Here is a 25,819-nt window from a genome sequence, read left to right as displayed (position 1 = left end):
AACCTGGATCTGATCGGTTAGATGCGTTATTGATCTAGTTTCGATCTAGTTTCTCTTTAGCTCTGCGACTGGCTTCGGTCACTCAATAGACTTCCTGCACGAATCATAGATGCCCTCCGACTAAAGTCGGGGCTACAAGAGCAAAGTGTGCCTTCGCACACTAAAGAGGCAATTTTAACCGTTAGTCCACGGAGGTGGACTTTGTTCTGATAGCAGCGTTGCCGAAGGCACTTGCGAAGCTAACCTCAATCGCCAGGTATTCTGAGATCGAATTCACGTTCATCTAAGCTTCGATCGCCACAGACCCCACCGGACAAGCTACACAGGCCAACGCCTGACCCATTTGCTGATCAGCACTGCTCAAAGCAGACGGCGGACTGGCATAGCGCACTTCTCCCTTACGCACCTCCACTTTGCAAGCTCCGCAAGCCCCCACTCGACAGGCATAACGAATTTGAATCCCTTCCTGTTCAGCGACTTCTAAAATCGAAGCCGTCCCATCTACCTGTACTCGGCGATCGGACTGAATAAAGTGAATCACTGGGGCAAACGCTGGCTCGCTCGTGTGGGCACTCTTTCCATTTGTGGAGGGTGCGATCGCCATCGGTGCTGCCGCTCTGAAAAACTTTGTTTCGGGGATTTCGCTCTCTCGAACTGGTTTTACGGCTGGCTTGATCGAAGTAGATCGCCCGCCAAAGCTTTCTTCTAGATAGTTTTGCATGGGAAACTTCATGCCTTCTAACAGCGATCGCGCGCCTTGCATAAAACCGCTCGGCCCACAGACGTAAACCGATCGCTCCAGAAAATCTGGCACCATTAGCTTTAACATTGGCTCAGAAATGCGTCCGGTCAGCCCCATCCAGGGATGTCTCAGCGAAGGTCGAGTGATGGTGATGGCTAATTGCAGGTTGGGCATTTGAGCCGCGATCGTTTCTAGCTCTGAGCGAAACACAATATCTTCGGGCGACGTTGCACTATGGAAAAAAACAACATCACAGTTTGCCATCGTGTCTTGTATCCAGCGCACCATTGACATCATTGGCGTAATGCCACTCCCGGCTGAGATCATCAACACTTTGGCAGGCAGCTTGGGCAGACAGGTAAAGTGCCCCATTGGGCCGCCGATGAGTTTGACGCGATCGCCCACTTTGAGATGATCATGCAGCCAGTTAGACACCAGTCCAGGTGCTAAATCGGGTCGATCGGGCGGACTGGGCACTCGTTTGACCGTCAGCATCAGATGATAAGGTCGAGTCGGTGACGAAGAGATTGAGTAAGAGCGCAACACGGGCTTCCCATTAATCTCGACTTCTAGATTGACAAATTGACCCGGCCTGTATTGAAACAAGACAGAAGGCTCCGCTACCAGACAAAATGTTTTGACATCACTCGTTTCGTCAATAATGCGACAACAGTGACAAATCAGATCTTCCTGGGCCCATTCATGGGTAGGCAACATCAGGGCAGGGTCGATCGCGGCTACTTCTGAAGAGGGAGCGGCCAGATCTTCAATATGCAGAAAGGTCTCTCCAAGTTGAATTAAGTCGCCTGCATAGACTTGTCGCGGGTCATCAACGGGCACAATCTCGCCATTGAGCAATGAACCTGACGTGCTGCCCACATCCACAAAGTAATAGGCACCGTCGAGACGCACAATTCTGCCATGAATTCGGCTGACTTCTGGGCTAGTCAATACGAGATCGCAGGTGGTGTTGCGTCCGATGACCCACTCTGTTTGTCCTGGGTAGGATTCTTCAAGCTGATGATTTTGGAATTCCTGCTGCTCAAAGTTGACTGACTTCAAAATCAACATTGGGAGTAATCTCCTGGGTCGTGGTGGGCGAGGGTGAAGGGAAGGGACTGTGGGCTTTGGACTATCGACTTTAGACTATCGATTTAGCATGAATTCGATCCACTTCTTTGGCTTCATTATTTAAGTCTGTTGCCATCAAAGTCCCGTCTAACGTTTTCTTGTCTAACGTCTTCTATCATTCAGAGAATAGGTTTTCCGGCAGGTTTGGAAATGGTTTTTGCCATTGTGACGGCCGTGTGACGTTGCTCTGTCGCTTGAGAAAATGCCAGAAGTTCTGGGTTAGTTGCGCCGATCGCTTCAATGGTCGAGAAGTGATCCGCGTCTGTAAGCTGCAAATCCTGGCGAAGCTGTTGGCAAAACTCAAAACTACCAGAGGCATCGATCGTTTTTTGGCGCAACAGATCCAATACAACGCCATTGTAAGTTTGTAGCCGCAGTTGTTGAGAAACGCCCTGCAACACTTTGACCAGCGTATAGATTTCGTCTGGGCTGAGATCATCTAGCGATCGTCCTTCGAGTAGCGTGGGATCGATCGACAGCCTTTGGAGTTGCTTTCTCAAGCTAGTTGCCATATTCTCACGCTCGTATTGAGAACGGGTACGGCGTAGCGTCTGATAAAGCCACAGCGAACCAACCAACACAATCAGCGCATTAAACGCAAACAATGGATAGTCAGGCAATCGATTTAACGAAGGACGGGCACCATAGGAGAAAAACGTCCAGAAAGAAGTCACCGTAAACAACGTGAATACAATATGTTGTGCCTGTTCTTTAGAAATCGGACGACCTTTATGAACGACTACCTTGCGACACAGTTTCTCTAATATCAAGCCTAATGTGATTGTGATCGCCATCAGCACAAAGAACGTGATAAACACGGCAAACGCTTTAGGAATGGGAATGACACGATTGTAGATATAGAATCCTGTATCCAAAACCTTGGCAACTTGATCACGCTCGTGAGTCCATGCGCCTGTGAAGTAGTAGTCCCAGTTGCCTGCGTAGAGAAAATAGTACAGGTAAAAGGCAATCACCATCCCCAGATAACCATACTGAATCAACCGCCGACCGGGTTTGTTTAACTCTGTCCAGTAGGTTTTTTCAGCATCAATGTCAATACAAGCCGTTTTGCAGCCGACACAGGCACTTTGTTCTAACCCTGTTTTGGCATCAGTGATCCGACACATCGATTGCGTCACGGTTGCTTTGGGGTCTAGATAATTTTGGCTGCCCATCAGCGATCGCGGGCCCGTGTAAACCATCTGCACCGGAGCCATCGGACAAAAATACTGACACCAGCTTTTGCCTGCATACAAATAGCCAATTGTCATCGCGCAAATAATTGTCGCAATCAGGAAAACGCCCAACGAGAAGCGATCGGAGTTGACATACAAAATTCGCAGCCCCAGCCCCAAAACAAACAGCCCATACTGGACATACAAATGATTGCGTCCTAGCCAAGAGTTTTCGCTGATCGTCACCACTTCTCGTCGAGTTTCCCCGGTGAGGCGATCGACTACTTTTCGCCGTCGCTGAATCCCCAGAGCGCGAGGAATCTGAGACATAAACGACAAAGGACAAATCCGCCGCCAAAACTCATGTCCAAACACCAATAGAACAAAAATTCCCGAAGGAACAACCATCGCCCACCAGATCAACGCACTCATCGAAAACGAAGACTGAGGCAGACAGGTCTTTCTAATCTTGATGCACTGAGTCAGATCCACTCGAAAAGGACTGCTGAAATTGGCGGCATCCGTCCAGGCGGGTGTAATGGGGTCATAAAACAAAGAAGCAACCAAAATCAGCCAGCCCAAGGTGAGTAGCCAGCGAACTCGATGCATAGACTGCTCAGAAATTTTATGCAGCATAGGTGTTACCTCTTATCAGAATAGTCATTAGATGGGTCGGGGCTGGTAATTAATGCAAAAACTGGATCAAGCACAATCAGGTGGGAACACTCAATGCTCAGAAATCGACAAGTAACTAAGATCAATCTTTGATTTGCCAAAAGCGTAGCCGTTTGTTAGCACTCCAACTCACCAAGTAATCATGTTCTGGACTAAACGCTACATTCCCTGGCTGATCCAATGTTCCGACTTCTCGCATTGCTAATCTTCCGCCTTGAGGAATCCAAATGCGAACAGTGCCGTCACCGTGGACTGTAATGATATTGCGATCGCACTTAGAAACCAAAATCGTATTAGCAGATGCCTGGGGCAACACTTGAATTAAGGCTTCGCGGTTGAGATCCCACATTAGCCCTCGATCTTTGCCAAAGCTAATCAGAGTGTGATCATTGATTAGCTCTAGTCCGACGATCGTATCGGTATGTCCGGCAAAGGTGCGATCAATGTTTCCAGTGTTGAGATTCCAGACTTGAAGCTGATGATCTCGGCTGGCAACAACCAGTTGGTCGGAAGTAGCTCCATAGGTAATTGCGGTGATGTCTGCTGGGGAGTTGAGTGTTTTCAGCAGTGCGCCCGTTTGCAAATTCCATTGACGAAGGGTTCTATCTTTACTAGTACTAACAAACGTCCGCGCGTCCGGACTAATTGCAATCGCCGTTATCGTCTTTTGATGCCCCTTAAACTTTTGCAAAAACTTGCCCGAAATTCCGTTCCACGCCTGTATAGTGCCATCTTCACGACCTGTTAGCAACAGCTTGCTATTGGCGCTAATGGCCAGGTTGGTGACGGGGGCCGTGTAGCCTGATAAAGTTTTGCGCCAAGTTCCCTGGGGCAATGACCACAAGCGCGGCAGGTGATCAGTTCCCACGGTGATCATCGTTTGCTTGTTGGGCGAAATCACTACGCGATCGATTCCCGACTTGATGGATACCTCCCGCGTCATCGCTAGCTGCATATCAGACTGGGGCAACCACTTTTGAGTTAGTTGATGAAGGGTCGTTTTTGCCTGCTGCCCCGAAAACATTGACCGGGTAATAATACCTCGACTGGATAGCTGTAGGACGATCGCGCCCACAAAGAGCAGTGCGCTAGTCGGTAGGATAAACTGCTGCGCCTTGTACCAGTGTTTTACGACAGGTTGAAAGCGGCCCGTTAGCTTATGAAGATCGGCTAATACGTCAGAAACTTGGGGATAGCGATCGCTGGCTTTAGTTCTGACCAACCGATTGAGGATTGTTGTAAGCTCTGGACTGACGGGGGGCTGTAAGTGCTGGTGCCAATCCAGTTCTCCTGAAATCAAATCCTGTTTAAACTGCTGGGGATCAATGCCTGTTAGTAAGTGGATGACCAAGATCCCTGCCGCGTAAAGGTCACTATTTAACTGAGCCATTCCCAAGTGTTGCTCATCTGGCATGTAGCCAGGAGTCCCGATCGCCAAAGGCACAGAAGTATCCGGGTGGGCGACCGATTCATCTTCTGCTAGACGATAAGCTGCCCCAAAGTCAATGAGAACAATCTTGCCATCTCGACGACGACGGATCAAATTGCTGGGGGTCACGTCGCGGTGAATCACTCGTTGAGCATGAAGATTTTGTAGGATGGATAACAGTTCTAATAACAGGGCGATCGCAGACTTTTCGGTGAGACGGTTTCCTTGGGCCAGCCATTGGCTTAAGGTTTCGCCGTCAATGTACTCTTGCACCAGATAAGTTGAATCCTCCTGCTCATGGCAATAGGCAAAAAGGGTCGGAATTTGGTGGTGATGTTGCCCAAACTGCTCCAGCAGGGTCGCTTCTGTCTCAAATAAGTGTTTGGCTGTCTCCAGAGAAATGGTGCTTTGGGGTGGCAATTGCAGACATTTAACGACGCACAACGGATGTCGGGGGAGATATTTGTCGCGAGCCAGGTAGGTTTGGCTAAAGCCTCCTGCTCCCAGTTTTTCTAGAATCAGGTAGCGTCCGGTTAATAGTTGCCCAATCATGCTCGGTGACCTTTGATGCGCGCTGACAGCCAGGTTTGAAGGAATCCGACACGATCACATGACCTAGCTTCCTTGCCAATACAGGTTGGGGAAACTGGACGTTTTTCTCCCATTTAGACGAGAGCCGTGCCGCATTCCATTCAAAAAATGCTGTTGTCCGCGAAGTTCAGTGCAGGAAGTCGATCGTCTGGAAAGACTCAACAGGTGAAGCGTGGATGTAAGCTCAGACCGTCTTTCTGAAGGACAGCCAGAGCCGCTCACTGCCTCGTGTGGAAGCAGGAGTTTCTGAGTTTAGGAACAATACAGTCAGTAAAAAAGGCTGAGATGCGGTCACAGTCTATAAAATCTAGCCTGACCCTGATTTGATGACTTCTCTATGACAATATTGGTTAGATGCTTGTATCGATTATAGTGACTCGCGCAGTCCTTGACTACCTAATTCTCTAAGAAATGAACAAAAACAGGCGGTAATATTAATTGGAACCCAACTTGATGCAACCGTTCTAATTAGCTTTATCAAGAGTGAGGACAACCATCCGGATGCTTGATTTCTATTTTAGCAAAGTAAAACGTCCTGTGCCAATCTACAAACAAGTCTACCCCTCGAAGGCGATCGACTCAGACCGCAGCACAATGAACTGTGACAATTTACAAACAAGCACAGATACGGATTCTAATCTAGAGAGAATCAATGACTCTAAGACGCAGGAAGCAGTACTTTTAGAAACGTCAGGGGCAGACATCGCTACGGAACCGATATTACGAACGGCTCACTTGGACGGTGCATCGCAGGATTTTACGGGTTACAGAGTCGTTGATAAAAATGGGTGTGACTACCAGATTTGACAATCCGCTTTTGTTTGGCTTGAAGCGAGACAACAGGGAGGGTCGATCGCAGCCCTGAGACAAATTGACCCAGATCACTGCAAAACTTTGGAGTTGGTGTAAACCTGCTCTGAGATAGCTCCACCCGAAAACACAGGCCTATATTCAAAGATGATTTCTACTTTTTGGGATATTCCTGGAATTCAATCTCACCAGTCATTAGAGTTCCTGGAGCAATCGCTGAATCCAATCTGTGTGTGTGACAATCAAGGCCACACAATCTACGCAAGTCAAAGCTTTTTGAAGCTGTTACAAACTTCTACAGCCAGAGATTTCTTCGACTATTTTCCGGCGACTATGCAGCCTGATCTGTCTGAGTTTTGGCAGCGTGCAATTCAAGGGGAGACCAGCCAGTTTCTCTCTAGATTGAGAGACGCAGAGGAGCATGTTGAATGTTCCCTAAAGTTTGACTCAGGCACAAAGCTAATGTTTCTCGAAGCTAAAAAAATCGGTGCAGCAGAAAGAATTCGCAGTCTCACTACCGCTTACGAATCGGCAATTTCTCAGTCTGCTCACGCCAATTTAGCGACCGCTTTGATCAATCCCAATGGAGACATTATTCAGTGTAACCAGAAGCTACAAAACCTTTTGGGAACAAACGATTGTGGGCTAAATCTTGAACAATTTGTGCATCCAGACGATCGCTTGGTTGATCTCTCACTCAAGCAAAGTTTACTCAACAGAACGATCAACACCTACACCATCGAAAAACGATTCATTTCTAGAAATCACGAAGTCATTTGGCTGAATGTTAATGTTTCTCGAATTGAGCTTTCGACCTGTATTATGGGGCATCAAAGCTATTATGCCGTTCTGCTAGAAGATGTCACCGAAAGTAAAAAGATTTACAGCACCCTCGTTAGAACCGAGGAAAAATGGAAAACGCTGTTTTTAGATAGTCCCTACTTGTTTATTCAAGTCAGCAAAAGCGGGCAGGTTATCTATGTCAGTCCAGCGGTTGAGGACATATTGGGCTATCAGCCCGAAGAGTTGCTCGGTCGGCAGATCAAAGAACTCATTCACCCCAGTAATTTGAACGAATTTGAACTCGCTCTACAACTTTGGAGCAGCAACCTTCAATCTCATCAATCGATCGAATGCTGGTGGAGAGCCAAGTCTAATCGATGGGTGGCGTTGTCGATTCAGGGACAGCAGTTTCCCTCAGTTTTAGAGATCGAAGATATTGTCATCAGTGGTCACAATATCACCGATCGCAAGTGTCTAGAAGTCGAACTCAGAGCCAGCGAAGAAAAGTTTAGATCCCTGGTTCTCAACAGTTTGGGAGCCGTGTTTCGCTGTGATTCTAGCTACACGATGGAGTTTATTAGCGACAGCATTCAAGACATTACGGGCTATCCCGCATCGGTGTTTGCCAACAATCAAGTTCGGTCTTATCTCAGCATTGTTTATCCGGATGATATTGCCCTTCTCAAGGATTCGCTGATTCAAGCCATTTTAGACCGCCATCGCTCTTCGATCGACTACCGAATTGTCGATACCAATGGGTGTCTCCGCTGGGTGACTGAGCGCAAACAAGGCGTATTTGACCAGAATGGCAATCTGTTGTGGCTTGATGGTGTCTTGCTGGATATTAGCGATCGTAAGCAAGTAGAAGCCGAGCTACTGCACTGCGAAACCGCCCGCTAGGGGACTTCGGACTTTGAACAGAGCAAGTCTAATGTCTTTCATCTAACATCAATCAAAGAAGCTGCATCCCTTAAATCTCCCTTAGCTCCGTTACAAAAGGGACTGGACTTTTATTTTTCCACCCTCTCAAGGGGTTAGGGGGAGCAGAAAATAGACTAGCTCACAGAGAATTTGTGTGATCTCCAATGGCTCTTGTCTAAGGTCTAATGTCCTCAAAAGTGATGAAATGTCAACATTTTTTTGGAGTTTTCTTGCAAACCGTCGTGTCTCTATCAAGTCTTAATAAATCACTGTATAGCTTTGTCCAATCTTTTACGTAGGGTTTTTAGATTGAGAGAGCTTTAGGATACAATGAGCCTACGACAGTGAATTGGCTTAGATATGCTAAGTTGTTTTCATTAATCGCTCCGTGGTGTGTAGGTTCCACATTCATTCACCTTTAATATGAGTCGTGAAGTTCCCCCCTTGGGTGTCGATGAGCGGCTGATTCAAGCGACGATCGTGCCAGAAGTTGAGACGGCTGAAGGACTGCTTCAGATTGCGCTCGCCCAGGTAGAAGGTACTTCAGAAGAAGATTCTGAACGTCAGACTGACCTTCTTGACCAGGCAGTTCAGCTTCCTGCTAAAGCAAAAGTTGCGTTGATTCGCAGACTGATTTCTCAGCTTGAACCCGCTCATATTCAAGCCATCGTCGAATTTGGACTGAGGGAGATTGGCGATCGTCATCGTCAAGTCACCCCAGCGTCCCCTCCCGTCGATCACAATACAAGACTGTTACTCAAAAAAGACTACAGCTACCAGGCTCGCGGGTTAGACCAGCCCACTCAGTACTTTGTCTACCTGAGACGGCGCAAACCCAAGCTCGATCGCTATATCGGAACCTTGTTTCATGTCCCCCAGGGCTGTACGCTTTCCTACTTTTTGGACGCTGAAGAGCGCCTGATCTTTAATCCACCTCACAATGTCTTTCAACTGCGAGATAGCAACAATCCTGATGTAACGCAAGTGGTGCGCCTGATCTGCTTAGAGCCGCCGCCGCCTGATTACACCTTTGCCAAGCAGCAAAACGACATGCCAGAAATCCAGCTTCATCTGGAGTATCTCGATCCCCAGACGGGTCAGCCGATCACCAAGCAGACCTACCCGTTTCCGACCTGTATGTATGAAGGGGGCAAGCTCGATCGCTATCGCTGGGAAGTCACAACCATCACCCTTTCTCCTGAGTTGGCTATCTCACGCGAGCATTCTCCGCAAACCTCAGTTGTAGAGCCTCTGCCCCCAACCGTTTCAGCTGCGCTCCCTAGTGACCTCGACACCCCACCCCTCGATCGCTCTGCCCCTGTGCCCTTGCGTCGCGTGTTAGAACTGCCCACCCCCAAAGCGCTGACGTTTTATCTGAGCGATCGGCGTGATGTAGAAGCTCTTCTCAAACGGATGCGGCTCTGGGTTGCGTGGAGCGAGAAAGCCATGCCACAGTCAAAATGGGAAGTGATTCAGGATGCTGAGGGCTATCTGTTGATGAATGCTCGATTTAAGCGGCGAATTTTGCGATTTTCACCCGATCGAGCCTCCGTTGCTTTAGAACACTCGCTGCCTGTGTTGATAAAGTGGTTTCACGATTTGAGTTTGGCGGTTTCTCAAGCCCAGAGTCAGCGACAGTATAGTGCAGTGCAGTTAAAGCTGGCTCACTCGCTGTTTATTGACATGAGCCTTCCACAAACCGATCCCTTAATCGTACTAAAGAAGCTATTTGGAGCAGACTTTTCTACAACGTCACCTGAGTAGCGCCCGTCGATCGCACATTGAGGTTACTTGGGAGATTTCTAGCAGAGAAGTTACCAATCTTGTGAAGTCTCCTAAATTCCCCACCAGTGAAGGACTTTGAAACCCTGAGAAGTTTCTTTGTATTCTAGAAGCCTTTCTTTCTCAAAGTCCCTCAGCATGGGGAATTTAGGGACTGAAGCCGATTCAAACGAAGCGATAACAACTTGTGTTAGGGAGAATCTAACGCCTGTAATCGACTAAGAATATTTATTTGCGCTGGACTAAACCTACCTGACAAAGAAATTCTCGGCTATAGCAGTCCTAAATCGTTTGTGAGAATCTTCAAATGATCAGTGCCCCCAAGCTGCCAATTCTGAGGGACTTTAAAAACTCATAGGATCGGCAATTAGAAAAGGGAATCAAGACGAACAATGAATTCTAATTCATCCCTCCTCCCTCCTCCCTTTCTCTCTTAATACATAACCGACACCATCTCCGGAGGCGCAATTGCCATCATCGGTGTATCTGCGGCGGCAATTTGCACCAATGTCGCATCTGGCTCATAGAGCTTTGTCATCGCTTGCTGCAACAACTCCTGCACCGGAAGACTGTTATAAATCGGTGACCCTTCCAATTGCTTGATCGAGTCGATCGCGCCCTGCCAATTTCGGCCGGACTTTGCAGCAATGGCGCGATCGTACACTTTAGCTTGCTGACTCCAGCGGTCTCTGAGTTCTGTGACGCGATCGTGCCACTGGCTAGTGTTGGGAATGGTCTCTAAGAGCGCCATCGCCGTCGTCACATCGGCTTGTTGAAAGCGAGTAGTCGCCTGACGCACTAGCTCTCGTGACCAATCATCCTCAAGCTGTTGGGCTAATTCATGGTGCCGACTGTTTTTGGGAATGCCCGCAATGAGTTTGACGGCTTCTGTGAGTTGGTCGCGGCTGGCTGCGGACTGAGCTTCGTTGAGGAGATCGGCATACATTGACTCCATGTGGGCAGGAAGACCGTCTGATTGTCCCTGTAGCTGCCGAAAGAGACGATCGCTCCATTGGTGGTTGTGCAGAGGCTCTGGAGTGGCGCTCACAGATTGTGCGACAACTTGTGGACAGCGATTTGCCCCAGAGACATTTGTGAGTCCTTCACAGGGTTGAGGACTGGCTTGTGATACAGTCGCCTGAAACGTTTGATGAGCGAGCATTGCAGAACAGACAATCATCCCGCTGCTGGCTACTAGTTTGAGATCGCCAGACTGAAGGCGAAAAGGCACCCGACGGCTCAATTTGGCTGGCAGCGCGATCGCTTCACCTGTCGATGGCTCTAATACCTGATGGTTCATAGTTAGAAAAATTGCAGAATGAACGACAGTTTAGAGATGCGCCCGTGGGGAAAGAGGGGACTACTTCTATTAAATCACCTGTGTAAATGCCTGACAGTTAGCTTTGCAGGCCAAGGTAAAACTTCTGTAATTTTGTATCGCATTGAGGTGAATTCGATAAAGTTCCTTGACTTCGGTGTTTGGGGCTTCTGCCCCTCAATCTCCCAACTTTGGAAAACTTTAAGAGGATGTTTGAAAAGTCCTGTCGTGGGTAGCAGAATCGGCAAGATTCCCCAATCCCCCTTACAAAGGATAACGTTGAAATCAGGAAGGCAAGCTTTGAATCCGAGGCAGTGCTGAATCGGCAGTGCTGAATCTAAGTCTGAATCGTCGAGCTTGAAAATCCGGAGGTTCCTCAGAATTGAGCGTTGGGAGGATGAAGCACCAAAAAACGGAGCGAAAAAACTTCATCAAACTGACATTGCATTAGAGTGGTGAGGTAGAAACTTGCAGCGCCAAACCCCCACGAGAGAGCAGTTTCCAGTAGGGGTTTAGGCTTAAACTTGTTCAAAGAGTATGAGAAGCTCTATTAGCGTGACAAGTGCAGAACATCGAGTTTCTGACTCATCATTGAGTGTCTACACCAGGTCAAGTCTAGACCAGAGTAAAGTCGGCTGCGGTGAACTTAGTAATATTCGCCATCCCCACATCACCTCGCTGATTGTCGAGGTTAGCCAAAACGCTGACATTGCCGCCGCCGCCCAAGTCTTGAGAGTAAGCAAAGCGGGTCAGTCCGAGGGTTGAGTTAAAGTAGGCAAAAACGCCTTCCTTGGATGTGATTTTGTCGTTGTTAGCGATCGCACGAGCCGCCGCCCCCGCCGCTGGAAAAGGATCGGTCAACACAATCAGATTGCCATCAGCCCCAATCTCAGAAGATTTTCCTTGTTGGAAGTTCAGGTTAGCGATGTTGAGATCAAACTTACCGAGGGCAAGCTGGTCTTCTCCGATCGTAAAGTCAGAGATGATGTCGGGCTTGTTTAGAACATTAATTCCCGTCTGTCCAGCAGGGGTAGCAACTCCGTTTGCAAATGGATCGCCTGTGTAGACAAATTGATCTTTTCCTTCGCCACCGACGAGGAAATCAACCCCGGCATCGCCGACCAATATATCATTGCCCGCTTCTCCAAAGAGCGTATCATCTTCAGCGCCACCTCTGAGTTGATCGTTATCAGGGCCGCCAAACAAACCATCCACGCCTGTGTCACCCATCAGAAAGTCGTTTCCAACATTGCCAAGCAGCAAATCATTGCCTTGTTGTCCTCTAGCAACACTGTCGGTCAAGTCACCAATAAACAGGTCATTGTTAGCAGCAAGGTCGTTGAATGCGACTCCTGGGGCCCCACGATTAATGGTTGTGAGGTTGTTGAGAAGCGTAAAGATTGACTGTAGTCCGGTCTGAGCGCTATCCGCCATGATGAGTTCCTTTGGTTTGGTTAACTGCAAAATTGCTTGGTAGATCTTTTTCAATCGATCCTGCTGACAATCAGCGTGAGGAACAATCCCTTTGAGTGACCCGCCAGGAATGGCTGCGAGTGATCTGAGAGGGAGTGTCCTGTTTAGAGAGTCAGAAACAGTGCAGATCGTTAAAGTGTTTGAGCGATCGTATTCACGCATTCAGGATCATTTTGCTTACAGCATGGGTAGAACAGTGCAAGCAGAATCATCTAACTTCACAAAAAGCGTCCAGTTGAGGGATTAACTTTTGAGATTGATTAGGATGAACGACCAACGTGAAACGGTTATCCAGTACAGGTTTGACAACACCTAATGCCCGTCGATCGGTCTGGTTTGAAGAATTTACACCCGTGACTTTACTGTGAAGCGTAATTCATCTCATACCAAGCGTAAAGAAGCTAAAGCGTTTAGCCAACCTGATATTCTCAGAACTTTCTTGAGTCAGCTTTAAGTTTTTATACTTCGTAAAAGAAGGTGTTTCTAGGAGTTGATAGAGGTGAAACTGAGAGAAGGTCGAGCTTTCAATAGAACGAGCAACTAAAAGCACCGCACCTACCATGTGATATATTTTACTAAGGTGCCAAAATATCGTTAATTAGAACCTACTGAATCAGAGGATTGTTCTAATTAATTAAGGTCTTCTACAGATTGCTTAAGACATTCCACAGTGTCCGGTTGCGTGCAATTTAATCTGTATAGACAACAGTTAGGAGATCATTTAGCTAAAAAATAATTGGAACCACGCAAAAAATTGGTTCTAATTAACCTAGACAGAGGGCCATATGTGTTGTAACCTGTCAGTGTATTATAAAGATACGGTGTCGATCGAGCTTTCCTTAACCCAACCCAGGCTCGATCGCCAGACAGAGCAGCATTTACCTCCCTTAACTAAGCTACAGAATTGGGTGTCACTACGGGATTGATTTAAATTGCTACCTCACAAAAGTAGCCCGCGTGTTCCCTAGATTTACTGACTTACGCGCTCCGGATCGATCGAAAAGTATTTTGTTTGAAGGTTTGGAACACTGCCATGAGTAGCTGTTTGAAAATTGGTTATCGCCTGATGAATGGCGATCAGATTATTTCTGCTTTGGTTCAATACAAGCTTCTAGAAACACTGGTGGGACACGTCCTACTAGATGAAGTGTTTAAGGAAGTGCCGTTGTTAAAACAAGAAGTCTTCTACACGCTAGTAGGAGTCAGCGATACGCCCATCCCGGATGATTTTGAGCAGTTTTTGACCGAGTGGTGTCAACAAAAAGGCGTGACATTGGAATACTTCCAAACGGTGATGATGCGCGAGTGGCAACGCCAAAAATTTAAGCAACTTCGGTTTGCTGATCAAGTAGAGTCAGAGTTTTTGCGAATCAAGTCAGACCTCGATCAAATTGAGTATTCGCTGATTCAACTCGATGATCTAGCACTGGCGCAGGAAGTCTATTTTCAGCTTCGAGATGATGGCGTAGAGTTTGCTCAACTTGCCCAACAGCATTCCCTGGGAAGCGAGAAACAAACCGGAGGCTGGGTCGGCCCAGTGTCTCTTTCGGGGCTGTCGATCGACCTAGTAACCCTATTTCGCAATCAACAAACGGGCATTGTTTATCCCCCGATTCAAGTGGGCGATCGTTTTTGGGTAGTGCGATTAGAGCGATTTATTTCTGCCCGGTTAACAGAAGCAACTCGCGCGATTGTCATGGATCGTCTCTATACACAATGGCTGCAAATGCAAGTTCAAAAAGTGATCAACACCCCAGGCGCGATCGCGGTACAACCCGAAGCGCCAGAACCAACCCACGAAGAGAGTCCTTCTCTCGCAGCAGTCTAGTAGTTTGTCAGGGATGAAGCGAGGGACACCAACATCTCTAAACTCATGAAAGCAGTTCTCTCATCCCTTATCCCTCTCTTAACGAAGTACTAGCTAGATCAATTAGTCCAATGCTCTACCCGGTTTATAACTTGAGGATTCGCAACGATGATGCAGCGTGAAGAACAAATGCAATCGTTTCTGACTGATTTTTTTGCGGCCTGGCCGTTCAAAGATTTGCCGGATGACTTACGAGCAGCGATCGCGTCTAAGCTACGGTTGTGTGCCTTCCAGCCGGGAGAAGTGATCTATCCGCCTAAAGAACTGCCTTCCGAAGTTCACTTTATTGTTCAGGGAAGTGTGCGAATTTTGGGGGCTGACTCTCAGCAAAGTCCGACGTTGGCCGTTCTGGGAGCCGGAGCTGTCGTCGGGTGGGATAACTTACTGCGACGGGTGGGGGCAGGTTCGGTGCGGGCGGCGATGTCTGCTCAAGCAGGTGATCATGAGATTCTCACGCTGGCACTGTCGGCTGATGAGTTTGAGTCACTCGCCTTGAGCTATTTGCTGCCTGTATTAATGGAGCGAGTAAGCGTATTAGAACTGTTTGACACCCTATCTCAGGCAATGTCACACATGCGGAATCCTGCTGCTAATCTGAATTTGCAGAAAGTGGTGCAATACGTTGACCAGGAGCAGGTTGCCATTGTTCAGAATTGGGATGAGGCGCTGGAATTGTCGAAAGATCGCGTCTGGTTAGTCAGCAGTGGTGAATTTCTCAATCTGCCGATCGGGACTCCCATCACTCAAGTCAACCAGCTACAACAATCTCGTCCCTCTCGCTTTCCAGTACGGCTGGTGGGAATCGATCGCGTTTCTCTCCATGCAAAATTACTCAACCATACGGCTCCGAGTCGCACGGCTGCTGAACTAGAACCATTTGTCTCAACCAAGCCAGAAGTTCCCCCGCCTGACGACAAAAGCTATCCCACTTGGAAGTCACGCGCTCCAGAACCGATCGAAGATATTGTGGCCTGTTTTGGCATGGTCTGCGATCGCTTGCGAGTGCCTTATCGTCCTGATTCTTTGCGCCGCACCTTAAAGCAGCAATCCCTGGATCGATTTGAACCTGTAGATTTGTATTCACGCATTGCTCAAGCGATCGGATTAAATGCTCAAGTAGTCAACTTTTCGCCGACGGGTGGCGGTATTAATCGACTAGCAACACCTGCCCTAATTCAGTTTGGGGATGTGTTTGCGGTGCTTTATGATGTGACACCGACCTCGGCTGTATTAGGCTCCCCTCGGACAGGATTGGTGAGACTGACCCCTGAGCAGTTGTCCGATCGCTTAACGATCGAAGTGCCTACAAAGTTAAAGCGGGCCACTGGAGAAGCAGGTTCCTGTCGAGCGATCGTGATTGAGCGGTTTGCTAGTACACCAACTAAGCGATTTGGCTTTAGTCGGTTTTTGCCGATGGTGATCAAGCAGCGAGGCATTTTGGTGCAGGTTTTGCTGTCGTCAGTGGTGATCCAGCTACTCGGTTTGGGAAATCCATTGTTGGTGCAGCAGGTTGTCGATAATGTGATTATCAATTCCAACTCAGGTGCAATGTCTACTTTTGGCACCTTGATGGTCATATTTGCACTATTAGAAGGGGTGCTGACGATTTTACGCACTCAAATGCTGATCACCACCACTAATCGGATTGATTTGCATCTGGGTGTTGAGATTGTGCGTCACATGCTGCATTTGCCGCTTAAGTTTTTTGAGCAGCGTCCGGTCGGGGAGTTAGCGTCTCGACTGTTGGAGTTAGAAAATATTCGTCAATTTATGACAGAAACTGCGATTACCACCGTGATGGATGTGGTGTTCTCGGTGTTCTACATTGGCGTGATGCTGCTCTATAGTACCAGTCTGACGCTTTGTGTGTTGGCCACGGTCCCGATCGTGATTGTTTCAACCCTGCTCATGTCCAAAATTCAGCAGAAGTTACTGCGTCTGAAGGCTGACCAGGGCGCAAAAGTGCAGGCTTATATGGTTGAAGTGTTGGGCGGGATTGCCTCAGTCAAATCTCAACACATGGAGTCTCTGGTCGAAGCAACCTGGCGCGATCGCTATGTGCAATATCTCACCAGTGGCTTTACGACTTCTAACATCAACACTGTTTTCTACTCCTACAGCAACTTTTTGAATACGGTTAGCAGTTTGCTAGTGCTGTGGGTCGGTGCAGATCTGGTACTCAAGGGCGAATTAACCCTGGGCGGACTGATTGCCTTTCGGATTCTCACAGGCTATGTGACGGGCCCACTTCTCCGACTATCACGGCTCTGGCAGCGATTTCAAGAAACCTCACTGTCAATGGAACTGCTGGCGGATATTGCAGATGCTCCCGATGAAAAAGAACTGTCTCAAGAACAGCAGCTTCAGATTCCACCCATCACGGGACAGATTCAATACCACGACGTTTGTTTTGGATTCAAACCCGGTCAACTACAACTCTCGAATATTAGTCTCAACATTGCACCCGGTACATTTGTCGGCATCGTTGGTCAAAGCGGCTCTGGTAAAAGTACATTGATGAAGCTATTACCCCGGCTGTATTTGCCCAACAGTGGCAGCATTACCATTGACGATTACGATGTGTGCAAAATCGATTTACATTCTTTGCGATCGCAGGTTGGGATTGTTTCTCAAGATGCCGTACTGTTTCAAGGAACGATCCGCGACAACATTGCCTTATTTGAGCATTTGCCCGACGACATTGTAATCGAAGCCGCACGAGTCGCCGAAGCGCACGATTTTATCATGCAGCTACCTGATGGCTACGAAACCCAAATTGGTGAACGCGGCGCAGCCCTCTCAGGGGGACAACGACAACGAGTTGCGATCGCCCGTGTCGTCATTCGCAATCCTCGGCTACTCATTTTTGACGAAGCCACCAGCGCTCTGGACTATGAAACCGAACGGCGAGTTTGCAACAATCTCATGGAGCGATTTGCGGGTCGCACTTGTTTTTTTATCACCCATCGCCTGAATACGATCGCTCGTTCAGATTGGATTCTGTTTATGCAGTCGGGCATCATCGCCGAACAAGGAACTCACCAGGAGCTAATGGCCAGCCGTCAGCTTTATTACTGTCTCTACGCTCAACAGTCGCGGGAGGAGTGAGAAGTGAGGAGTGAGGAGTGAGGAGTGAGGAGTGAGGAGTGAGGTGAATTAATTGAAAGAAGAATCTAGCAGTATGCCGAGAAAACCAGAAATCAACCTAGTTGTAGGTGAACATCCATTCAATAGACTTCCTGCATGAATACCTGGCGATTGATGTTAGCTTCGCAAGAGCCTTCGGCAACGCTGCTATCAGAACAAAGTCCACCTCCGTGGACTAACGGTTAAAATCGCCTCTTTAGTGTGCGAAGGCACACTTTGCTCTTGTAGCCCCGACTTTAGTCGGAGGGCATCTATGATTCGTGCAGGAAGTCTAATGAATTTTTTTCGCGTTGTTTGCGTCTTCTGCCCCCAACTCCCCAATTTTAGGGGACTTTGAGAACTCGTAAAGTGGACACTGCACATCATTCAATGACATCCAATTCTAATTAATTTTCTCTTTCATCCCTCATCCTTCATCCCTCATCCCTCTCGCGAAGCGTGCCGCCAGCGGCAACCCCTCCCCCCTACTAATTCCCCTGGAGAATCCCCATGAGTCGTCCTCGCTTGTTTGCTCCCATAGAAGCCCTACAAACTCGCTATCGAACCTTTCAAGACCAGGTTGATCAAGATCTGGAAACCAAAGCGACTGGGTTACCAACTACTGGAAACTGGACAAAGCGACTAACACAGGTAATTTTGCTAGGCATCGCCGTCGGAACAGGTTGGGCCGTGTTGGCGCGGGTCGATGTGGTGGTCAATGCTAGTGGCAAACTAGAACCACAGTCGCAGTCGCAGATTGTCCAGGCGAGAGCGGGAGGCGTAGTAACGGCTGTCTTGGTGCGCGAAGGAGAGGCAGTCAAACAGGGGCAGTTGTTAATGCAGCTTGATCAAACCGCACTCTTTAACCGACTACAAGAATTGTTGCTTCAGCGGCGACGATTGATTAAAGAAACCGCAGTATTGCGACTGGCTCAACAAGGAAAACCCCTACGATCGCTCGGAAACAGCAGAATTGAGATTTCCCCCGAACTGATGAGCCAGGTACAAACTCGCTTATTACTCGTCGCCCAACTCACCGGAAACCCCAAAAGCCTCGCCCCAGACCAGCAGCAACGGTTTAATCTCTATCTTCGACAATTGCGCGATCGCCGTTCTCTCAGTGAGCTACAGCGATCGACGCTGCAATCTAAAGTGTCGGAAGCTGAAGCCCAACTCAATCAGACTCGGTTTCAACTTCAGCGCGAACAAGAACTGTTGGACAGGTTGCGTCCATTAGTTGAGCAGGGGGCGATTCCCAAGGTGACGCTATTGCAGCGAGAAGTTGGCGTGGGTGATCTGCAAAAACAACTGATTCAAAATGAGTTGCAGCGAGAACAGATCAAGATCAATCAGCTACAAAGCAGGGTCGAAGATGGCAAAGTACTCAACGAAACTCAACAGGATATACAGCGACAATTGGCAGAGTTAGACACTAAGTTTGACACCATCATCAAAGACAACCAGCGTCAGATGATCGAAGTGACTTCGCAGCTTAATCAGATTCAACTCGACCTCAAAAATCAGGGATTGCGCTCTCCCGCTGATGGCGTTGTGTTTAACCTGGCGGCCAAGCTTCCGGGAGCAGTGACTCAGCCCGGTCAGACGTTGTTGCAAGTGGTGCCCAATGAGTCGTTGACGGCGCGAGTGCAGGTTGCAAATGCTGATATTGCCAATATTCGCATGGGAATGCCTGTCGATGTCCGCATTGATGCTTATCCGTTTACTGAGTTTGGGTCTGTCAAGGGAATTGTTTCTAAGGTGGGCAGTGAGGCGGTGGCGGTGAGTGAGCAAAATCCTCGCACTGTTTTCCCGGTTGAGGTGAGGCTAGAACGTCAGTTTCTCGATCGCCGATCGCAGCGCTTTTCACTGACTCCCGGTATGACCATCACCGCAATGGTTAAAGTGAGACAACGCGCCCCGATCAGCTATGTCACCGAAGAAATCACCAAAGCATTTGATGGGATTAAATCTGTTCGCTAGTTGGGGAATCAAGCAATCCGAGTAGAATGGATCGGTCAGTAGAATAGCAGAATAGTCCTGAGAGGAACGATCGCGATTAAACTTTGAATTGCTCTAATGTTAAAATCCCTGATTTCTTAAGAAGTTGGGGATTTATTTGTGTTTTACGTTCTCTAGAACGGCGATGATATCTGACTTCAATGACTTTGAGCTTCTTTAAGCAGTTAGATAACCGATCGCATACAAACGTTGCCTGAGTCGTGTCTACTAATTAGAACTTAAAAAATTCTGGTTCTAATTAAAAAATTGATTTGATTTGGGGTTGCCATTCGATCAAAGTTTGTTATAGTGGACGCAGGGCAAAGACATCGCCTAGAAAATCAAAACTTCACTTCGCCCAAGCATTTCAAGACTTTGAGTTCATCAGCGTTTACCCAGTAGAGAGATTAGCTGCATTGATCATCTCTGCTATTTCCAAAAGTGAATTTCTCGAAGTGAATTTTGTGCCTCTAGCTGCGTCACCACTAGTTTTCTACCGAGCAAGAATCGCGATCGATTTCTGGCAATTGACTGGTGCAGGGTGTTATCTAAAAACGGTAAAACTGTGAAGCGTTTAACCCCGTACTCAAATTTGCACCAGCAATCCAGCTAAATTGATTTGCCATTCCCAAACCTGATTCTTTGCACTGCAACATTCGATTGATTCACTTTCATCTCAAGATGAGTGAGAGCGATCTTATCTTTGCAGTTCTTTCCTCAAACTTTTAGGAGCGATTATGGAAGCCTTACACAACGACACCCAACACAACCAACCCAGCGCTGCTGGACTTGTTCCTGCACCGGGTCCTAATGCCGACCTAGCCATCCCTTCAAAAGGTTCCTCACCCGAAGCTGCTAACCTGGAAAAAGCACTCAACCAGGCACTAGCGCCCGACGAAGCCCAAACGATCGCGGCTCCTCCCGATGATCACGACCACAAGCCTGTGGTAGGTAAGTTTCAACTTCACGTTGAGCTAGATCAAGTTGCCTCTGCTAGAGGACTAGATGTTAAGAATGTCGTTCGTGAGACTTCATTTCTTGACAACCTGGGCGCAAAAGGGGATGTCCTAAACCCCAAAGGCGGTAACAACGTTGTAATCGGGTCGGGCGACAGCGATGTGGTTCAAGGAACCGGGGGCGGCTTTAACACCATCACCACAGGTACAGGCAAAGATACCGTAGTCTTGGGACGTGAGACCACCAACCGAGTCCTTGACTTTGACCCTGCCAACGATCGCTTTGTCTTGTCAGGACTCAACCCCAAAAACATCATCATTGCTCAAGGCAAAAACCCCGGTAAAGGGGGACTAGAGCAACCCCTCGATTCGGTCAACAATGCACTGGTGATCGACAAAAAAACGGAGCACATTCTAGCAGCGCTGCCCTTTGTCAAGGTTGGTGATCTCTCCGAGAAAAACTTTGCTAGAAACAGTGTTGAAGCCAACCAAAGTCTCAGAGGACTCAAAGAAAAAGGCTTTAAGACTCAGCGTGGGGATGGCAAGATCACCGGGACACTAGGGCACGATCGCTTGATTGGCGGCGGCGGCGATGACTTCCTCTATGTGGGCGACGATGGCTTTAAGACGAAGACAGCTAAAGGAACTGGCGGTTCCGAGTTTCCCTTCGTAACTGACAGTCCTGGCAGCTCAGAAATGAATACCGAGTTAAAGAATGGCGTTCTCACCGTCAAGGGTAGCTACAAGGACTTTGATGGGTTCCCACTGTTTAGCCAGGGCGAAAAAGAGATTGACCCCAATGCTAAGATTCTCAATGGGGCTGACCCAGTGGCGCTGATCAATGGCTTCTTGAAAGTTCCTAAAGATGTAGAAGGTAATCCGATTTCGGGTACTCACCTGCACTTTAGTCCCGCCGGAGATTCTCGCGGTGACTTTGCCGATGCAACCGTTGTTCGCTATCTGACAAACACGCCGACCGATGCTAAGTCTGGGACGATTTCGGGCAAGTTTAACTTGACTCCTGTCGAGCAAGCTGCTTTCTTGGCGGGTGATATCTACTCCAACATTCACTCTAATGTGGATGGCGATGGCGATGGTAAGGCAGGCTTCCCAACTGGAGAAAATCGCCTCAACTTCAACAAAGACGTAATTCAGTTTGCGTAATGTCCATTCTCTGAACTAGCAAGATAGATGCGGCGGAGACATTAGACCCAAGACATTAAACATTAGACCGAAGGCATTGTCTAGAGTCCAAAGTTCTAAAGTCAAAAATCTAAAGTCCAAGCCCCACGCCAAATCTATTGTCACACCCAGCGAAATCACTCAACACACTTGATTGACCTGGCAATTCTGATGAGTACAGACATGCTCATTTTCAAAATCTCTTCTATCCGATGTAAAGGACGGTAAAATGGCTCCCCTTTGCGTCTGGTGGAAGTAGAGATTGAGAATGAGGGGGGCGTGGACTGTACGATTCAAGATTGTCAGGTTTATCTTTTGTGAAGTAGAATCGCTCAACAACTAGAAAGAGTCGAAGTAGCGTATTGATTGTCTACCTGCATTGATGAGTCAAGCCAAGTTGTCAATTAATGGCTAAAAACGAATCATTAAGAACGTGCTACTTCAAGATTCTCACAATTGATTTGAGACTGCTCCGCATCTAAAGTTCAAAGTCCAAAGTCCAACACTCACATCCTTATGGAGGTAACCATGATTCAGATTAGAAATGCAATCACATTCACGATCGTTAGTGCTTTACTAGCGACATCAGCGACTGCGGCCAACCCAGAACAAACCATCCAAGCTAACCAGAATTCGACCAAGCGGAGTGCAGCGACACAAAAGAGAAATCGTTCTACTTCGTTCGTCAAGCAAGATCGGGTAGCCGTGAGCGAAGACAGCTATTCCTTTTCGATGACGTTGCCAAAACGTTCTAGCAATCAGTTTACAAAGCTGTCTTTTTCATTCACCAAGCCTGAGCAAGACAATGAAGTTGCGCCCATTTATTTGAATTCAATGGAGACAGCCGCCTTTGTCGGAAACTCTGACGCACCAGGAGCCGCGATCGGGATCGAAAGCACGACGATCGACGAAACCGGAACCGTCTTAGTTGAGTTCAATTCACCAGTGCCCTCCAACACTCCGATCACCGTTGTCTTCAAGCCCCGCAAGCCGCTCTCTGCTGGACTATATCAATACAGCATTGCTGCCTACCCAACCGCACAATCTTATGGCGCTGTCTTTGTCGGTAACGGAATGTTAAACATTGGTCGGTAAGCTAGAATCACAGCAAAAATCCCCGATTACAAAAGACCAATAAGCGATAAGTCGTCAATCAAGCGCTAAGAACAAGCAACTAACAACCCACCGTTTGCACATTCTTACAACTGATTGAGAACTGCTATACATTGGTTAGTCAAGAAAGCCGAAAGACAACCAGAGCAAGTCTTAAACTCCTCACTCCTCACTCCTCACTCCTACCGAATCCCCGATTGCACCTGCCACAATCCCGTGTAAATGCCTTGCTGGTCTAGTAGCGCTTCGTGGGTTCCTTGCTCAACAATGCGCCCTTGATCCATCACATAGATGCAGTGAGCATGACGGATCGTAGATAAACGGTGAGCGATCGCTATCGTCGTTCGATTTTGGGTAATGTATTCTAGCGATCGCTGGATAGCGGCTTCCGTCTCGTTATCGACCGCAGAAGTAGCTTCGTCCAGAATCAAAATAGGAGGATCTTTGAGCAATGCGCGGGCGATCGCTAATCGTTGGCGTTGTCCTCCAGAGAGCTTTTGTCCGCGCTCACCGACTAGCGTGTCGTACCCTTGCGGAAGTTGGGCAATAAATTCGTGTGCTTCTGCTAACTTTGCCGATCGGATGACTTCTTCTCGCGTCACGTCAAAACTCCCGTAGGCAATGTTTTCTGCCACGGTGCCGTGAAACAAAAAGACCTCCTGACTGACCCAGCCAATACAGCGTCGCAGGTCTCTCAGCCGCAGTTCACGAATGTCGATGCCATCGAGTAGAATTTGCCCTTGCTGAACCTCATAAAAGCGCAACAACAATTTGACCAGCGTACTTTTTCCTGAACCAGTTGCCCCGACGATGGCGATCGTTTGCCCAGCGGGAATTTGTAGCGACAGATCTTCTAACGCAGAACTACGCCCCAAATAGGCAAAGGTAATGTTTTCAAGACTGACTTCACCATGCACTTGATGAATGGGTAAGGGACGATCGCCCGTCGAGATTGCGATCGGTGTATCCAACAGATTCATCACGCGATTGATCGAAGCCATTGCTCGTTGATATTGATCCATTGTTTGCCCCAGTCGAGTAAAGGGCCAGAGCAATCGTTGAATAATAAACACCATAAAGCCGTAGGTGCCCACGGACAGCCGACCATTTGCCGCCTCGACTCCACCCCAAAAGAGCGTTGCTGTAAATCCAACGAGAATAATCAACCGAATCAAAGGCACAAAAGCAGCACTCAGCGCAATAGCGCGACGATTACTCCGACGATAGGCTTCACTCTCAATTGCCACTCGATCTCGCTCATAGTCTTCGGCGGTAAAGCTCTTGATGGTGGCCATCCCAGACAGGTTGTTAAGTAGTTAAACAAAATTAATTACATAGTTCTCGCCAAACTCTTTGAGTACTCTCTCTACATACTGAACTAAGCTTTGCCAATTCCGATAAGCACTGAACTCAATCCATTCGTACTTGATAAACCGCCATAGGATCTCAATCAGATTCAATTGCGGGGAGTAGGTTGGTAAGTTAAAAATCTCAATGTTGCGCTGCTTCCACTCCGCTAGCTTGTCCGCGATCGCATCGCTCGTGTGAATCGAAGCTTGGTCTACCACAATCACCGTGCGCTTGTTCACGGTTGGAAAGAAAGCATCCATGCACGCAATCACCCCCTCACTTGTAATGCTCTGAGTCGAGACATCGCGATGCCGTTGATTGGTGCGCGTCATCCACCCCAGAACATTCAATCGTGGACTGCGCCGACTTTCTATCTCTTCGGTTTCGCCAATCATTTGCCACCCATACGGGATACTCGGAATTAAGCAAAATCCAACTTCATCCAAGTAGTACAAGTCCAATTCGCCTTGATCTTCCAACTGCTTTAAGACTTCCAATTCCGCTTGTTTGTGCTCGTACTCCACAGCATTGGTTGTCCTCCTACCCCTCGTCGGAAGCGATGCCAACTCATCCGCATTGCCTTCAGGACGCGCTTAGTCGTCTGCGTACTGGTTTTAATCCCCCATTCTTCATGGATTTTCTGCACCACTTGTTTAAAACAATACTTCGGACAAATTTTGAGCAGATTTTCAGGTTCAAACCCTGATTCGCTCGTGGGACAGGATCTTATTTTCAAAGTCAGGAATAGAGCCAACTTTGAAAAATAGCTCAATGCTGGAACTGTACTTCCTGAAAGCCTTTTGGAGTCGTTCAAAAAACTGTCCGGACTATTGTTAAAATAAAGTTAATTCCTCCGTCAGTTTTAGTATGATGACTCCTAAAGATGACTCCTAAAGAAGAACTGATTCAAGCCATTGATAAATCTCCTGACCAAGTTGTACGAACTCTCTTAGAGATTCTGAGAGTTTTGCAGCGTCAATCCACACCGGCAACTCATCAATCTAGGCAAGTGGCAAGCTCAAACCATGAAACGATTTCACCTAGATTGCATCGCAAGCAAGGAGTTCTTGTGATTGAAACGGGGCAATTAGAAGGGCTTGATTTAGAAGGGTTTGATTTAGATGCGTTGATTGGAGAAATGAGAGAGGAACGGATTCAAAATCAGATTGAGCAGGTTGATTTGTGAACGTTTTGTATGATACTTCTGTGCTAATTGCAGCACTGTTGATTGAACATGAAAACATGATCTTGCTCTGTCTCGACTTGAGATGGCGTGTCAAGGTGTGGCGAAGGGATATATTCCGACGCATAGCCTAGCAGAGCTTTGCTCTGTTATGACTCGTTTAGGGATATGCAATTAAATAAAGTACCAGTTACGTTGGGCAGATTGTAATGTC

Annotated in this window: 17 protein-coding genes; 10 read left to right on the top strand and 7 right to left on the bottom strand. The window is 47.9% G+C overall.

Annotated features, from left to right (window positions below; all coding sequences use genetic code 11):
* Nucleotides 1-283: 283 nt before the first annotated feature.
* From ACKFKH_RS22955 to ACKFKH_RS22945, 3 genes are all read right to left on the bottom strand, one after another.
* A complete protein-coding gene (locus ACKFKH_RS22955; RefSeq protein WP_446860684.1) occupies nucleotides 284-1,813 on the bottom strand; it encodes an FHA domain-containing protein in 1,530 nt (509 codons plus the stop codon).
* A gap of 179 nt (nucleotides 1,814-1,992) precedes the next feature.
* Nucleotides 1,993-3,684, bottom strand: a complete 1,692-nt coding sequence (locus tag ACKFKH_RS22950; protein ID WP_446860683.1) for a hypothetical protein — start codon at nucleotides 3,682-3,684, stop codon at nucleotides 1,993-1,995.
* A 121-nt stretch (nucleotides 3,685-3,805) separates the two neighbouring features.
* The gene (locus ACKFKH_RS22945) at nucleotides 3,806-5,704 is read right to left on the bottom strand and encodes a protein kinase domain-containing protein (protein WP_446860682.1); all 1,899 of its coding nucleotides are present in this window, start codon (nucleotides 5,702-5,704) and stop codon (nucleotides 3,806-3,808) included.
* A gap of 540 nt (nucleotides 5,705-6,244) precedes the next feature.
* Between ACKFKH_RS22945 and ACKFKH_RS22940 the strand changes: the two genes are divergently transcribed.
* The 3 genes from ACKFKH_RS22940 (at nucleotide 6,245) to ACKFKH_RS22930 (ending at nucleotide 10,021) form a co-directional block, all read left to right on the top strand.
* Nucleotides 6,245-6,550 (top strand): hypothetical protein, encoded by a 306-nt coding sequence (locus ACKFKH_RS22940; RefSeq protein ID WP_446860681.1) that lies wholly within the window; start codon nucleotides 6,245-6,247, stop codon nucleotides 6,548-6,550.
* Nucleotides 6,551-6,700: 150 nt separating this feature from the next.
* The gene (locus ACKFKH_RS22935) at nucleotides 6,701-8,236 is read left to right on the top strand and encodes a PAS domain S-box protein (protein ID WP_446860680.1); all 1,536 of its coding nucleotides are present in this window, start codon (nucleotides 6,701-6,703) and stop codon (nucleotides 8,234-8,236) included.
* A 444-nt stretch (nucleotides 8,237-8,680) separates the two neighbouring features.
* Nucleotides 8,681-10,021, top strand: coding sequence for a hypothetical protein (locus ACKFKH_RS22930; protein ID WP_446860679.1), 1,341 nt, complete (start codon nucleotides 8,681-8,683; stop codon nucleotides 10,019-10,021).
* Between the two features lie 451 nt (nucleotides 10,022-10,472).
* On the opposite strand, the gene ACKFKH_RS22925 is transcribed toward ACKFKH_RS22930, so the two are convergent.
* Nucleotides 10,473-11,339, bottom strand: a complete 867-nt coding sequence (locus ACKFKH_RS22925) for a hypothetical protein (RefSeq protein ID WP_446860678.1) — start codon at nucleotides 11,337-11,339, stop codon at nucleotides 10,473-10,475.
* A 633-nt stretch (nucleotides 11,340-11,972) separates the two neighbouring features.
* Nucleotides 11,973-12,791 carry a calcium-binding protein gene (locus ACKFKH_RS22920; protein WP_446860677.1) on the bottom strand — a complete coding sequence of 273 codons (819 nt, stop codon included), beginning with the start codon at nucleotides 12,789-12,791 and terminating at the stop codon, nucleotides 11,973-11,975.
* 91 nt (nucleotides 12,792-12,882) lie between these two features.
* On the opposite strand from ACKFKH_RS22920, the gene ACKFKH_RS22915 reads away from it, so the two are divergent.
* The 6 genes from ACKFKH_RS22915 to ACKFKH_RS22890 all read left to right on the top strand — a co-directional run bounded on the left by ACKFKH_RS22915 (nucleotide 12,883) and on the right by ACKFKH_RS22890 (nucleotide 23,054).
* A complete protein-coding gene (locus tag ACKFKH_RS22915) occupies nucleotides 12,883-13,077 on the top strand; it encodes a hypothetical protein (RefSeq protein ID WP_446860676.1) in 195 nt (64 codons plus the stop codon).
* 786 nt (nucleotides 13,078-13,863) lie between these two features.
* On the top strand, nucleotides 13,864-14,658 hold the full coding sequence (locus ACKFKH_RS22910) for a peptidylprolyl isomerase (protein ID WP_446860675.1): 795 nt from the start codon (nucleotides 13,864-13,866) through the stop codon (nucleotides 14,656-14,658).
* Nucleotides 14,659-14,805: 147 nt separating this feature from the next.
* Entirely contained in the window at nucleotides 14,806-17,805 is a 3,000-nt protein-coding gene (locus ACKFKH_RS22905) for a peptidase domain-containing ABC transporter (protein WP_446860674.1), read from the top strand.
* A gap of 528 nt (nucleotides 17,806-18,333) precedes the next feature.
* Entirely contained in the window at nucleotides 18,334-19,803 is a 1,470-nt protein-coding gene (locus tag ACKFKH_RS22900) for an HlyD family type I secretion periplasmic adaptor subunit (protein ID WP_446860673.1), read from the top strand.
* A gap of 755 nt (nucleotides 19,804-20,558) precedes the next feature.
* Entirely contained in the window at nucleotides 20,559-21,941 is a 1,383-nt protein-coding gene (locus tag ACKFKH_RS22895; RefSeq protein WP_446860672.1) for a hypothetical protein, read from the top strand.
* 546 nt (nucleotides 21,942-22,487) lie between these two features.
* A complete protein-coding gene (locus ACKFKH_RS22890) occupies nucleotides 22,488-23,054 on the top strand; it encodes a DUF2808 domain-containing protein (protein ID WP_446860671.1) in 567 nt (188 codons plus the stop codon).
* 200 nt (nucleotides 23,055-23,254) lie between these two features.
* Here the strand turns inward: ACKFKH_RS22890 and ACKFKH_RS22885 are convergent, their stop codons facing one another.
* Together ACKFKH_RS22885 and ACKFKH_RS22880 are read right to left on the bottom strand one after the other, a co-directional pair.
* Complete coding sequence (locus ACKFKH_RS22885; protein ID WP_446860670.1) at nucleotides 23,255-24,367, bottom strand: ABC transporter ATP-binding protein; 1,113 nt, start codon at nucleotides 24,365-24,367, stop codon at nucleotides 23,255-23,257.
* Between the two features lie 21 nt (nucleotides 24,368-24,388).
* Entirely contained in the window at nucleotides 24,389-24,946 is a 558-nt protein-coding gene (locus ACKFKH_RS22880) for an IS630 family transposase (RefSeq protein ID WP_446860669.1), read from the bottom strand.
* A 359-nt stretch (nucleotides 24,947-25,305) separates the two neighbouring features.
* On the opposite strand from ACKFKH_RS22880, the gene ACKFKH_RS22875 reads away from it, so the two are divergent.
* Nucleotides 25,306-25,608, top strand: coding sequence for a hypothetical protein (locus ACKFKH_RS22875; RefSeq protein WP_446860668.1), 303 nt, complete (start codon nucleotides 25,306-25,308; stop codon nucleotides 25,606-25,608).
* Nucleotides 25,609-25,819: the final 211 nt, after the last annotated feature.

The sequence above is a fragment of the Phormidesmis sp. 146-20 genome (genome assembly GCF_052939475.1).
The sequence above is the reverse complement of the archived record's forward strand: the minus strand, read 5'-3'. Positions and strand labels throughout refer to the sequence as shown.